Raw genomic sequence first — 12,778 nt, 5'->3', positions numbered from 1 at the left:
CGGTCCGGGGCGTCGCTAGCGCCCGATGCCGGTCTCCGGAACCGGTCGTCCCCTCGCGGGGTGCCGCGGCACGTGCCGGGGACGCAGCGGTGGGCTCGCGGTGCCGGCGCCGTCGGAGATGCCCCGCACCGCCTCCGCCAGGGTCGTCGCGCCGTCGCGTCCCGCCTGCCATCCGAGCTCGCGCCGAGCGCGCCCGCTGTCCAGGACGGGCGCCGCGAACGCCATGTCCAACCAGCCCGGACCGACCGGCACCAGGCGCAGGTGCCAGCCGGCCGCGACCGTTGCCCGTGCGGCGGCCCGGGAGACCTCGACCACGCGGTCGGCGCCGACAAGCGGCGCGACGTCCTCCGCGTGCAGCACCCCGGGCGCCGCCACGTTGAACGGTCCGCTGACCCTGCGGACCACGGCCTCGCGGTAGGCCGCGGCGACATCGTCGGCGTGCACCACCTGCAGCCGCAGGCCGGCCGGCCACGGGAGCACCGGCACGTGGCCGAGCGCACGCTCGGGGAGGAACGGCCCGAAGAAGTACCGGCCGATCTCGCGGCCGGACGCCCGCTGGAAGATCAGTGCGGGGCGCAGCCTGGCGATCGCAAGGCTGGGCAGCCGCTGCACGGCCTCGTCCAGCATCCGCTCCACCGCCGCCTTGTCCACGCTGTACGACGACGACCGCACGCCGTCGGTCGGCCAGTCCTCCGTGCGCGGCCGGTCATCCTGGGCGGGCGAGTAGGCGCCGACGGAGGACGCCACCACCAGCTGCGGGACCCCGGCCCGCCGCACGGCCTCCAGCACCCGACGCGTCCCGACGACGTTGGTGGCGCGCAGCCGCGCGCGGTCGTGGCTCGGCTGGATGGCCCAGGCCAGGTGGACGACGGCATCCGCCCCGGTGACGACCTCGGTGAGCCGGTGCACGGCCGGCTCGTCCGGACCGGAGGCCCCCAGGTCGATCCCCTGCCACGAGGCGATGTCGTACGGCGCGGGCGGCACCCGGTCGGGGACGCGCCGCGCGACGCCCACGACGGACGTGACGGTGGCATCCGTCGCGAGGCGGCGCAGCAGCGCCGTGCCGACGTTGCCGCTGGCCCCGACGATGACGACCCTCATGAGCGCTGCCGATCGCCGACCGTGTCCACGCCGCACCTCCCGGGCCCGGTCCGTCGCGGGCGCCCGCGGACCACGGTGGCACCAGCCGCTGCGCGTCGCATCCGGGCTGGCCACCACCAGGTGTGCCGACGCGCACGGGACCGACGCGGCCGGCCCCGGACGCTGTGACGCCCCGTCTCCAGCTGTGGAGACGGGGCGTCCACGGGAGGCGTCTCGCCGGCACGAGACGTGGCGCGCTCCTGCACCCTGACGGGCGGTCCGGCTCTCGCCGCGACCCTCGACCCTCGAGCAGGGCCGGCACCCGCTCCCGGCCCGTCTCCTTTCTAGCACCACCTCTGAGGTCGCGCATAGGGAACGTCCGCCTCGGACCAAGAGACCTTCACGCTCGCAGCGAACGGCACCGTCCGCGCCACGAGGGGCGAGCCGGGCAGCGCCCTGCATCGACAGAACGGTGACGGTCGGGTCACGATCGGGTCAACCGCGTCACACTGAAGGCCCTGCGGTCGTTAGCGTCTCGGCATGCGTTCGTCGATGCCGCTGACCTGGACCTCCGCCTTCAACCGCACGAAGTGGCGGCCCCGGCGTCGCGCGGGCGGTGTCGTGGTGGCGGCGCTGGTCGTGGGGCTCGTCGGGCTGGCCGGCGGGTGCTCGGCCGACCAGCGCTCCTCCTCGAGCTCCCAGCCGAACAGCGCCGCGCAGGGCGACGTCAACAAGGCGCAGGCCGGTGGCGGTGCCGCCGCGCCAGCAGCCGGCTCCAACGCGGCCGCCGGCGTCAACCGCCAGGTGGTGCAGACGGGCGAGCTGCACCTGACGGTGCCGGACCCGGTCGGCACCGTGACTCGGGTGCTCGCGGTCGTCGACCAGGCCGGCGGTCGGGTCGACGCGCACGAGGAGACCGGACGAGGACCGGGGACCGCCGGCAGCGCCACGCTCACCGTGCGCGTCCCCGCGACACAGCTCGAGAAGACCGTCCAGACGCTGCGCGGCCTCGGGGACGTCACCTCCTTCACGCTGCAGGCGACCGACGTCACGGGGACGGCGGAGGACCTGGACGCGCGGATCGATGCGGCCCGGTTGTCCGTCGCACGCATGCAGGACCTGATGTCGAAGGCCACGACCACGGCCGACCTGATCTCCACCGAGCAGGCGCTGTCGGAGCGCCAGGCAGCCCTCGAGCAGCTCCAGGGCCAGCGCGCGGTGCTGGCCGACCAGGTGGCGCTGTCGACGCTGCGGGTGGTGCTGACCTCCCCCGGGGAGGCTCCTGCGCCGAGGATCCAGCTGCACAGCTTCGCCGACGGCTGGTCAGCAGGCCTGAAGGCGCTCGGGGCCGTGGCGCGCGGCGCCCTCGTCGCACTCGGGGTGGTGGGCCCGTGGCTCCTGCTCGCGGCACTCGTGGCCGTCGCTGCGGGCGCGGCCCGACGACTGCTGCGCAGGCGCTACGGCGCCAGGACGATGCCGCCTCGGCCCGGCGACCACGGCGTCCCCTGGGAGCCGGGCGGACCGATGGTTCCCGGGAACCCGCCGACGCCCTCGGGCGCCGCCGCACCGGTCTCGGCGGCACCGACCGGACCGCAGGCGCCCGGCTCGTCCGCTCCCGGCCCGACCGCTCCCGGCCCGACCGCCGCGGCTGCCAGGCCGCCGGCTCCGCCGGCGGGCTGACCGCCACCGGACGATCCCGTCTCAGATGCAGAGACGATCGCCGACCTCACGCGGGGCTGCGCCGCCGTCCGCAGCCTAAGGTCCCACTGGCTGCTGGCCATCCCGTCGTAACGTCCAGGCAAAGCAAGTGCTGGGCCGGGGCTTCCTCCCGGACCGCCTCGCAGCCCCGGCGCCGTGGCGGCAGCCGCCGCCGACCCGCCGGTGCCCCTTTCCGAAGAAGGAGCTGCCGTGAGCGTCACCACGTCCGCATCCCTGGCCGACGTCGCCCTCCCCGAGGGCGTCCGCGCCGCCCTCGAGGCGAGCCCGCGCCTGATCGTGCCGGAGAGCCGTGCCGAGCTCTACGAGCTGGCACTCGGCCCCGCAGGAGGCCCCAGCTTCACGGTGGAGTACGAGGTGGACGGGGCGCCCTACCCGGAGGCCACCGTCACCCGCTGCCGCAACGGCATCGCGGTCAACTACCTCGAGGACTACATGCGTCGGCGCGACCCCGACTGCATGCGCATCGCGGACGACCTGCCCACGGACAAGCCGCGGTACCGCGACGTGTTCGGCGAGGCGTTCGCGCCGGTGAAGGCCGACACCCTCGAGTGGCTCGGCACGCAGGAGCTCGTCGTCGTCCCGTTCAAGGCCGGCGGCCCGGTGTACGGGTACCCGTCCGTGGCGATCGTCCCGGCCAACGCGGCCTTCTTCGCGCTGGTGCTGGTCGACCTGCAGGGCTGGGTGACCTTCGACGAGATCGGGCCGTTCACGCCGCGGTCGATCCTGTACGTCGCCCCGCCGTTCCGGCACACGCAGTTCGGCGGGCGCCAGGTGGTGGTGCACGACCGCACCGACACGCTGCACGAGGTGTTCGCGTACAACCTGTACCCGGGGCCGAGCGCCAAGAAGGGCGTGTTCTCGGTGCTGCTGGACATCGGCCAGCACGAGGAGTGGATCACCGCCCACGCCTCGTCGGTGAAGGTCACGACGCCGTACGAGAACGAGACCGTGATCATGCACGAGGGCGCCTCCGGCGGTGGCAAGTCGGAGATGTGCCAGGAGATCCGGCGCGAGGACGACGGCCGCATCCTGGTCGGCACCAACGTCGTCCGGAACGAGCCGTACCACATCACCCTCGGCGAGACGAGCGCCCTCGCCCCGGTGACGGACGACATGACGCTGTGCCACCCGTCGATCCAGAAGGGCGACCACCGGCTGGTCGTGGCCGACGCGGAGGCGGGCTGGTTCGTCCGCGTCGACAACATGACCAGCTACGGCGAGGACCCGGCGTTCGAGCGAGCGGTGATCGAGCCCCAGGAGCCCCTGGTGTTCCTGTCGATCGACGGTGTGGCCGACGCGACCGCGCTGCCGTGGGAGCACACCCTCGACTCGAACGGCAAGCGCTGCCCCAACCCGCGCGTGGTGATCCCCCGCCAGTTCGTCAAGAACGTGGTCAGCGAGCCCAAGAGCGTGGACGTGCGGACGTTCGGCGTCCGGATGCCGCTGTGCACCCGCGAGGCGCCCACCTACGGGGTGATGGGGATGATGCACATCGTCCCGCCGTCGCTCGCCTGGGTGTGGCGGCTGATCGCGCCGCGCGGGGACAAGAACCCGTCCATCGGTGAGAGTGCCAAGGAGAAGTCGGCGATCTCGCACGGCGGGATGGTGGCCGAGGGCGTCGGGTCGTACTGGCCGTTCTCGACGGGGACCAAGGTGGGCTCGGCGAACCTGCTGCTCAAGCAGATCGTCGAGATGGACCACACGCGGTACGTCCTCACCCCGAACCAGCACATCGGTGCCTACAAGGTCGGCTTCGCGGCCGAGTGGCTCACCCGTGAGTACCTCGCCCGCCGCGGCGGCGGCCGCATCGGCAAGGACCAGCTCGAGCCGGCGCGCTGCGCCCTGTTCGGCTACCGGCCGCGCGAGATCAAGATCGACGGTCAGCAGATCCGGCCGACGCTGCTCACGCCGGAGTCCCAGTCGCAGGTGGGTGTCGAGGCGTACGACGCCGGGGCGGCCATCCTCACCGGCTTCTTCAAGTCGGAGCTGGAGCAGTTCGCCACGGACGAGCTGGACCCGCTCGGCCGCCGGATCATCGACCTGGTGCTCAACGACGCCTCCGTCGCGGAGTACGAGGCCCTGACGCCGCTGTACATCTGAGCTGCCGCACGCACGACGCGCGGTGGGACCGCGGACGGCCGCGCCCCCACAGGGGTGCGGCCGTCCGTCGCGCGCACGTGCCCGGCGACGCGCCGGAGGGTGGTCCCGGGCACTGTCGGTGGTCCGACCTACCGTGGCGAGCATGGCAACGAGCACCGTGGACACCGTCCGGATCGCACCCGGCCCCGCGCTCACCGTCGCGACCGCACCGGACGCCGGCGCCGTCGACGAGCTGCTGGTCGGCACCGGGTACGTGATCGAGGTGGAGCGCTGGCCGGACGAGCGGCCCGCCGGTCTGTTCCCGGCCGACGACCCCGAGTTCCGGGACGCGACCGACGAAGGGCTGCTGCGGTGCTACGAGGTCACGCTCGCCACCGCGTCGGGTGCGGAGCTGGCTCGCACGCTCGTCTGGTCCGCGGCCGGGGTGGTCTGCGGTCCGTACACGTCGTGCACCGCCCTGGGAGCCGCACTCGCCGACGAGGTCGCGCACGTGCTCGGACGTGCGCTGACGTCGGTCTGAGCGCACGTCCGCGACCTGCACGGAGCCCTGGGCCGTAGGTCACGCCCGCTCGCAGCGCCCCGCTCCTAGCGTGGAGAACGACAGCAACGACGCTCTCCCTGGGATCGGACCGTGCGCACACTTCTGGATACCCGCACCCACCTCCTCACCCCCACCGCTCCGCCCCCCGGGAGCCCCGACCCAGGCAGTCGCAGGCGGCGTCGACCGCTGCTCGGGCTCGCCGTCGGCGCACTGGCGGCGACGTCGCTGGCCGGCTGCGCCTCGTCGGGGAGCGCCGGCGCCGGCCACGGCGGTGAGGCGAGCCTCCGGCTGCCGGACCTGTCCGCCGTCACGATCGCCGGTGGCTTCTCCGGCCGGGTGCTGCTGGTCGCCGGCCTGCTCGTCTGCCTGCTCGGGCTGGCCTTCGGGCTCGTCGCGTTCCTGCAGCTGCGGCGCCTGCCGGTGCACGTCAGCATGCGGGACATCTCCGAGCTGATCTACTCCACCTGCCAGACGTACCTGCTGCGCCAGGGCCGGTTCCTGCTCACGCTGTGGGTGTTCATCGCGGCGGTCATCGTCGTGTACTACCGCGCACTCGTCGGCTTCACGTGGGGCCGCGTCGCGGTGATCATCGGGTTCAGCCTGCTCGGCATGGGCGGCTCGTACGCGGTGGCGTGGTTCGGCATCCGCGTGAACACCTTCGCCAACTCGCGGACCGCGTTCGCGGCGCTGGACGGCAAGCCGCTGCCGGTGCACCGCATCCCGATGAAGTCGGGCATGAGCATCGGCATGGTGCTGATCAGCCTCGAGCTGCTGATGATGCTGGTCATCCTGCTGTTCCTGCCGGCGGACATCGCCGGTGCCTGCTTCATCGGCTTCGCCATCGGTGAGTCGCTCGGCGCCTCCGCCCTGCGCATCGCGGGCGGCATCTTCACCAAGATCGCCGACATCGGCTCCGACCTGATGAAGATCGTCTTCAAGATCAAGGAGGACGACGCCCGCAACCCCGGCGTGATCGCCGACTGCACCGGTGACAACGCGGGCGACTCGGTCGGCCCCTCCGCCGACGGCTTCGAGACCTACGGCGTCACGGGCGTGGCCCTGGTGACGTTCATCCTGCTCGGCGTCGCCGACACCAAGGTCCAGGCGACGCTCCTGGTGTGGATCTTCGCCGTCCGGGCCGTGATGCTCGTCGCCTCGGCCCTCTCCTACCTGGTCAACGACGCGCTGGTGCGGGCGCGCTACCGCGACGCCACGCGGATGGACTTCGAGAAGCCCCTGACCTCGCTCGTGTGGCTCACCTCGGCGGTCAGCATCGTGCTCACCTTCGTCACCACGTGGTTCGTGCTCGGCGACCTGCAGGGACCCGGCGACGGCGCCTGGTGGAAGCTGGCGACGATCATCTCCTGCGGCACCCTGGCCGGCGCGCTGATCCCCGAGCTGGTCAAGGTGTTCACCTCGACGTCCAGCCGCCACGTGCGCGAGGTGGTGAAGAGCTCCCGCGAGGGCGGTCCGTCGCTGAACATCCTGTCCGGCCTGGTGGCCGGCAACTTCTCCGCCTACTGGCTCGGCATGGCGATCGTCGCCCTGATGAGCGTCGCGTACCTGATCAGCGGGCAGGGTCTGAGCGCCCTGATGACCGCGCCTGCGGTGTTCGCCTTCGGCCTGGTGGCGTTCGGCTTCCTCGGCATGGGTCCGGTGACCATCGCGGTCGACTCGTACGGCCCCGTGACGGACAACGCGCAGAGCGTCTACGAGCTGTCCCTGATCGAAGAGGTCGAGAACATCGACGCGGAGCTGGCCGCCGACTTCGGCATCGAGCCGAAGTGGGACAGCGCCAAGCAGATGCTGGAGGAGAACGACGGCGCCGGGAACACGTTCAAGGCGACCGCCAAGCCCGTGCTGATCGGCACGGCCGTCGTCGGCGCCACCACCATGATCTTCTCGATCATCATGGCGCTGACCGCCGGCCTGACGAAGGACGTGCAGAACCTGTCCCTGCTGCACCCGCCGTTCCTGCTCGGCCTGATCGCCGGCGGGGCCGTCATCTACTGGTTCACCGGCGCGTCCATCCAGGCGGTGACCACCGGCGCCTACCGGGCGGTGGAGTTCATCAAGAACACGATCCGCCTGGACGGCAGCACGCGTGCCAGCGAGTCCGACTCCCGCAAGGTCGTCGACATCTGCACCCAGTACGCCCAGCAGGGCATGCTCAACATGTTCCTGGCCGTCTTCTTCGTCACCCTCGCGTTCGCGTTCGTGGAGCCGTACTTCTTCATCGGCTACCTGATCTCCATCGCGATCTTCGGTCTCTACCAGGCGATCTTCATGGCCAACGCGGGCGGCGCCTGGGACAACGCCAAGAAGGTGGTCGAGGTCGACCTGCACGCCAAGGGCACCTCGCTGCACGACGCGACGATCGTGGGCGACACGGTCGGCGACCCGTACAAGGACACCTCCTCGGTGGCCCTCAACCCCGTCATCAAGTTCACGACGCTGTTCGGCCTGCTGGCCGTCGAGCTCGGTGTGAGCCTGACCGGGGACGGCAACGGCACGCTGGTGCGCATCCTCGCCGGGGTCTTCTTCCTGGTGTCGGTGTTCTTCGTGCACCGGTCGTTCTACGGGATGCGGATCCGGGCGTCGCTCGACGACGAGCAGCCCGCCGAGCCGTCGGCACCGCGCGGCTCCGACGACCGGCCCGAGGCGCGGGACCTGCCGAGCACCACCCGGCCCGCACCGACCCCGGTGGAGGCACCTGCGGCAGCCGCACAGGGTCAGCAGCTGGTCACCCCGGCCGGCAGTCCGGACGACACCGCGCTCGCCCACGCCGGCGCGACCGACACGGTGGGCGGCGACGCACGATGATCACCAAGGTCGCCATCAAGCACGACGCGGCGCTCGTCGACGGCAGCGGCCACGTCGTCGGGCACGACGCCGGCTCCACGCTGGTGCGGCGGCTGCTGCGGGTGTTCCCCGGCTCCGAGCTGATCGGGCCGGGACCGCGCAGGTGCGCCGGTTTCGACCTGATCCCGCTCGAGTTCGTCGACCCGGTCACCACCGTGGTGATCAGCATGGACGTGCTCGACTCGGTGGACGTGTGGCGCACGCTGCGCCCCGCGGGTGCCGAGCCACGGCTGATGAACTTCCTCTGGTGGCCCACCACCACGTACCCGCACCCGGTGGAGCAGGCCGCGCTGGCGTTGTCCTGCGCGCTGTTCCCGACGTTCGCGAACTCCGAGCGCACGGCGAACGAGGCGCGCGAGGTGGTGTCCCGGTGGACGGTCCAGCCGCTCGCCGAGAAGGCCCGGCTGGCGTGGGTCAACCTCGGCTTCCGTCTGGAGCACGTCCGGCCTCGCCACGAGCCTCCGGTACCGCTGGTGCTCTACCCGGCCATCTACGTCTCGGAGCGCAAGCAGCCACGGCTGTTCCTCGAGGTGGTCGAGCGCGTGCGCGAGCGCACGCCGATCCGCGTCGAGGCGCGCCTGCACGAGTCGCACCTGGTGTCCGAGCTGGCGATGCGGATGTCGTCGCGGGAGTGGATGTGGGTCGGGCCCCTGACGGCGACCCGCGACGGGTACTGGGACGCGCTGTCCCGCACCACGGCGTTCCTCGCGACCGCCACCGAGGAGTCCTACGGCCTGGAGTACGTCGAGGCGCTCGCTGCCGGTGCCGTCGGCATCTTCCCCGACCTGCCGTGGGCGCACGCCCTGCTCCCCAGCGGCTACCCGCTGTTCTACCGCTCCCCCGCCGAGGCGGAGGAGCAGCTCTACCGGGCCGTCACCGACCCGGCGGGGTGCTGGCGGGACATCGACGCGTCGGCGGGCGGCAGCCTGGCGCGGTGGCTCCGCGACCAGCACAGCGACGACCTGTTCGAGAAGGCGATCACCGATCGCGTCCACGAGTGGTTCGGCGTGGGCGCGGCGGTCTGACGGCGGCACGGCAGGGGGCGGTGGGGGCCCACGACGGCCCCACCGCCCCCTATCATCTGTCACGCGCCGGCCGGCCCCGTGGCCGGTACCCCGAGGAGCGTCGTGACCGATCTCGCGCCACGGGTCCGCCGTGCGCTGCTCGGCCGGCCCTGGTGGGCACAGGCGCTGCTGGTCTACCTGCTCACCCGGGTGTTCACCACGGGGGTGCTGCTGATCGCCTGGTCGCAGCAGGGCTTCGGTCCTCCCCACTCCTGGCGCGTGCTGGCCCAGCCGCCGTTCGACCTGTACCTCAGCCGGTGGTGGGACGGCTGGTGGTACCACCAGGTGGCGACCACCGGGTACCCCCACACGCTCCCGCTGGACTTCCGCGGCCGTGTGGACAAGAACACGTGGGCCTTCTTCCCGCTCTACCCCATGCTGGTGCGCGGCCTGATGACGTTGACGGGCGGCAGCTGGGACCTCCTGGCCCCGCTGCTGTCGCTGGTCCTCGGCTGTGCAGCGGCCGTCGTCGTGCACCGCCTGGTGACCGAGGGCGCCCCGCGGGCCGTCGCAGCCCGGCCCGGCCTGCCGGTGCTGACCGTCGCCGCCATCGGCCTCTACCCGGCGGCCACCGTGCTGCAGGCGGGCTACACCGAGTCCCTGGCGCTGCTGCTGGTGGCCGGGAGCCTGCTGCTGGTGCTACGACGGGCGTACCTGTGGGCGGCCCTTCCGGTCGCCGCGCTGGGGTTCACCCGAGCGGTGGCCCTGCCGATGGCGGTGGTGGTGCTGGTGCACGCATGGCTGCGCTGGCGCGAGCAGCGCGCGGGGCGCGACCGGCTCGGCGTGCGGGAGCTGGTGCGGATCGGGGTGCTGCTGGCCGTCGCGGGGGTCTCGGGGCTCGCCTGGCCCGCGATCTGCGGCTGGGTGACCGGCATCCCCGACGCGTACCTGCTGACCCAGAAGGCGTGGCGGGTGGGCCGCGGCGCGTACCCCTTCGCCGGCTGGGCGCGGCTGGGGATCATGCCGTGGCCCGTCGCGGTGGGGATCGTCCTCATCGTGCTGGGGATGTTCGCCATGCTGGCGAGCCGCTCGGCGCGGCGGCTCGGTGCGGAGCTGTACGTGTGGAGCGCCGCGTACCTCGTCTACATCCTGTCCGTCGGCGACATCATCTTCAGCCTGGTCAGGTTCTTCCTGCTGGCGTTCCCGTTCGGCGTGGTCGCGCTCGGCCTCGAGACCGGAGACCGTCCACGGGCACGGCGCTGGCCGGTGGTGCTGCTGGGCGTCTCCGCGGTGCTGCAGGTCGCGTGGATCTGGACGGTGTGGAAGTACACGCCGCACGAGTTCTCCATCGGCGCTCCCTGACGTCCGCAGTCGGGTTCACGGCAGGCCCGAGCGGCACGACGAGCTGACACGACCCGCGGGCACGACGGGCGCGACCGGGTACGGCCGCGCCCCGGTCCGCCGCTCACCGCACCGAGCGCTTGACCACCGTGAGGAAGTCCTCGAGCTGGGTGGTCCAGTCGTCGACGACGAGGACCGGACCGAACTTCGCCAGCTTGCCGGCGTCCGTCCCGCCGGTGGTGACGGCCACGAAGGCGAAGCCGCCCGCGTTCGCGGCGACGCCGTCGCCCTCCGTGTCACCGACCAGCACCCCGTTGTGCACCGCACGGGCGGCCGCCCACGCGAGCGCCGCCCGGTCCGGGTAGATGGCGCCGAAGAACGAGTGGCCCCAGTCGAAGAGGGCGAGGTCGTAGCCCGCGCTCGTCAGCTTCACGCGGGTGCGCTGCTTGGAGTTTCCCGTGATCAGCGCGTTGGTCCAGCCGTTGGCGTGCACGGCCGCGAGCGCCTCCTGGACGCCCGGTACCGGGTCGCACGCGTTCTCGGGCTGCGCGTACCAGGCCTCCGACAGCTCGACGAAGCGGCGCGTCAGAGGGCCCGCGACCGTGTCCGGCTGGCCCGCGCCCCGGCGCATCTCGTCGAGGATCTGCCAGTCGACCTTGCCGTGCCGCTCCGGGACCGTGACGTCCGTCAGGCCGGTGACGTCGCGCAGCGCCTGGGCGAACACGCTCTCGCCGCCCTCGGGGCTGTTGTCCAGCAGCAGGGTCCCGTCCAGGTCCCAGAGCACGATCATCGTCGTCGAACCTCTTCCTCTGTCCACGCGCCGGCGGCAGCCGGTCGCGACCGATCACCCGCAGGCCCGGAGATCAGGCCCGGGGGTCAGGCCCGGAGTGCAGACCACTCCCCATCCGACCACCCGCGCGTGCGTTCGGACCGGGACCATGGCCGCATCTTCGACAGCCCGCCGCCCGGGGGCCGCTGTGCCCGCGCCGGCTGGCACGATCGGGTCGTGCGCGTGCTGCTGATCGAGGAGCTCGGGGCCCGGCCCGCCGTCGTGGAGGTCCCCGACCCGGTGTGCCCGGACGACGGTGTGGTGCTGCAGGTCGAGGCGACCGGGGTGTGCCGTAGCGACTGGCACGCCTGGCAGGGGCACGACGACTCGGTGGTGCTGCCGCACGTGCCTGGCCACGAGCTGGCGGGCACGGTGGTGACCGCCGGTCCCCTGGTCCGCCGGTGGCGGGTCGGGGACCGGGTGACCGTGCCGTTCGTCTGCGCGTGCGGTACCTGCCCGACGTGCCGCAGCGGAGAGCAGCAGGTGTGCCCGCACCAGACCCAGCCCGGTTTCACGCACTGGGGCTCGTTCGCCGAGCTGGTCGCGCTGCACCATGCGGACACGAACCTGGTGCGGCTTCCGGACGGCATGGCCGCGACGACGGCGGCCGGGCTCGGGTGCCGGTTCGCCACCGCCTACCGGGCGCTGACCGTGCACGGTCGGGTGCGGACCGACGACCAGGTGGTGGTGCTCGGGTGCGGGGGCGTGGGCCTGTCGGCGGTGATGATCGCCCGCTCGCTCGGGGCGCGGGTGGCGGGCGTGGACACCTCGGCCGCCGCGCGGGCGGCCGCCCTGGAGCTGGGGGCCGATGCGGTGCTCGACCCCGGTGACGACAGCCCCGAGGAGGTGGCCGGCCGCCTGGTGGAGCTGACCGGCGGAGGTGCGCACGTGAGCGTCGAGGCACTGGGTGACCCGCGAACGGCGGTCACGGGCGTCCTGGCGTTGCGGCGGCGTGGTCGCCACGTCCAGGTGGGGCTGCTGCTCGGCGCGCACTCGCGGCCACCGCTGCCGATGGACCGCCTCATCGCGTGGGAGCTGGAGCTGTACGGCAGCCACGGCATGGCGGCCCACGAGTACCCGGCGATGCTGGCCGCGATCGCCGAGGGGCGGCTGTCCCCCGACCGGCTGGTGGGGGCGGTGGTGGGCCTGGACGAGGCCGCCGACGCCCTCGCGGCGCTCGGTGAGCCGGGCGCCGCGAGGGTGGGGATGACGGTGGTCGTGCCCTGAGGTGCGCCGATCCGGTCGGGCCCGCCTGGGCCCGGCGTGGGTCCGGCCCGGCGGTGGGGCGTGCCGCCTCAGGGC

Annotated in this window: 9 protein-coding genes; 7 read left to right on the top strand and 2 right to left on the bottom strand. The window is 72.8% G+C overall.

Annotated elements, in window-relative coordinates; genetic code table 11:
* Window positions 1-15: 15 nt before the first annotated feature.
* Window positions 16-1,101: an NAD-dependent epimerase/dehydratase family protein gene (locus tag ACFQTY_RS05735; protein WP_378098454.1), complete on the bottom strand. Its 1,086-nt coding sequence runs from the start codon at window positions 1,099-1,101 to the stop codon at window positions 16-18.
* A 519-nt stretch (window positions 1,102-1,620) separates the two neighbouring features.
* On the opposite strand from ACFQTY_RS05735, the gene ACFQTY_RS05730 reads away from it, so the two are divergent.
* From ACFQTY_RS05730 to ACFQTY_RS05705, 6 genes are all read left to right on the top strand, one after another.
* A complete protein-coding gene (locus tag ACFQTY_RS05730; protein WP_378098451.1) occupies window positions 1,621-2,760 on the top strand; it encodes a DUF4349 domain-containing protein in 1,140 nt (379 codons plus the stop codon).
* 228 nt (window positions 2,761-2,988) lie between these two features.
* Window positions 2,989-4,899 carry a DUF4914 family protein gene (locus ACFQTY_RS05725; protein ID WP_263729354.1) on the top strand — a complete coding sequence of 637 codons (1,911 nt, stop codon included), beginning with the start codon at window positions 2,989-2,991 and terminating at the stop codon, window positions 4,897-4,899.
* Between the two features lie 142 nt (window positions 4,900-5,041).
* Complete coding sequence (locus tag ACFQTY_RS05720) at window positions 5,042-5,419, top strand: hypothetical protein (protein WP_337973248.1); 378 nt, start codon at window positions 5,042-5,044, stop codon at window positions 5,417-5,419.
* A 111-nt stretch (window positions 5,420-5,530) separates the two neighbouring features.
* Window positions 5,531-8,263: a sodium-translocating pyrophosphatase gene (locus tag ACFQTY_RS05715; protein ID WP_378098446.1), complete on the top strand. Its 2,733-nt coding sequence runs from the start codon at window positions 5,531-5,533 to the stop codon at window positions 8,261-8,263.
* On the top strand, window positions 8,260-9,327 hold the full coding sequence (locus tag ACFQTY_RS05710; RefSeq protein ID WP_378098443.1) for a glycosyltransferase family 1 protein: 1,068 nt from the start codon (window positions 8,260-8,262) through the stop codon (window positions 9,325-9,327). Before ACFQTY_RS05715 ends, ACFQTY_RS05710 begins: the two co-directional genes overlap by 4 nt.
* A gap of 102 nt (window positions 9,328-9,429) precedes the next feature.
* The gene (locus ACFQTY_RS05705) at window positions 9,430-10,668 is read left to right on the top strand and encodes a hypothetical protein (RefSeq protein ID WP_378098440.1); all 1,239 of its coding nucleotides are present in this window, start codon (window positions 9,430-9,432) and stop codon (window positions 10,666-10,668) included.
* 103 nt (window positions 10,669-10,771) lie between these two features.
* Here ACFQTY_RS05705 and ACFQTY_RS05700 read toward each other — a convergent pair whose 3' ends face one another.
* A complete protein-coding gene (locus ACFQTY_RS05700; RefSeq protein ID WP_337973252.1) occupies window positions 10,772-11,437 on the bottom strand; it encodes an HAD family hydrolase in 666 nt (221 codons plus the stop codon).
* Between the two features lie 216 nt (window positions 11,438-11,653).
* Here ACFQTY_RS05700 and ACFQTY_RS05695 point away from each other — a divergent pair, with 216 nt between their 5' ends.
* Complete coding sequence (locus ACFQTY_RS05695) at window positions 11,654-12,703, top strand: alcohol dehydrogenase catalytic domain-containing protein (protein ID WP_378098436.1); 1,050 nt, start codon at window positions 11,654-11,656, stop codon at window positions 12,701-12,703.
* The last annotated feature ends 75 nt before the right edge of the window (window positions 12,704-12,778 follow it).

The organism is Cellulomonas sp. T2.31MG-18, assembly GCF_964266755.1.
Taxonomy (GTDB): Bacteria; Actinomycetota; Actinomycetes; order Actinomycetales; family Cellulomonadaceae; genus Cellulomonas.
This window is presented reverse-complemented; position numbering and strand designations above follow the sequence as displayed.

Excerpts from the sequence above, each read along its gene's own strand:
- ACFQTY_RS05735 (WP_378098454.1), bottom strand. The coding sequence starts at position 1,101 with ATGAGGGTCGTCATCGTCGGGGCCAGCGGCAACGTCGGCACGGCGCTG.
- ACFQTY_RS05730 (WP_378098451.1), top strand. The coding sequence starts at position 1,621 with ATGCGTTCGTCGATGCCGCTGACCTGGACCTCCGCCTTCAACCGCACG.
- ACFQTY_RS05720 (WP_337973248.1), top strand. The coding sequence starts at position 5,042 with ATGGCAACGAGCACCGTGGACACCGTCCGGATCGCACCCGGCCCCGCG.
- ACFQTY_RS05710 (WP_378098443.1), top strand. The coding sequence starts at position 8,260 with ATGATCACCAAGGTCGCCATCAAGCACGACGCGGCGCTCGTCGACGGC.
- ACFQTY_RS05700 (WP_337973252.1), bottom strand. The coding sequence starts at position 11,437 with ATGATCGTGCTCTGGGACCTGGACGGGACCCTGCTGCTGGACAACAGC.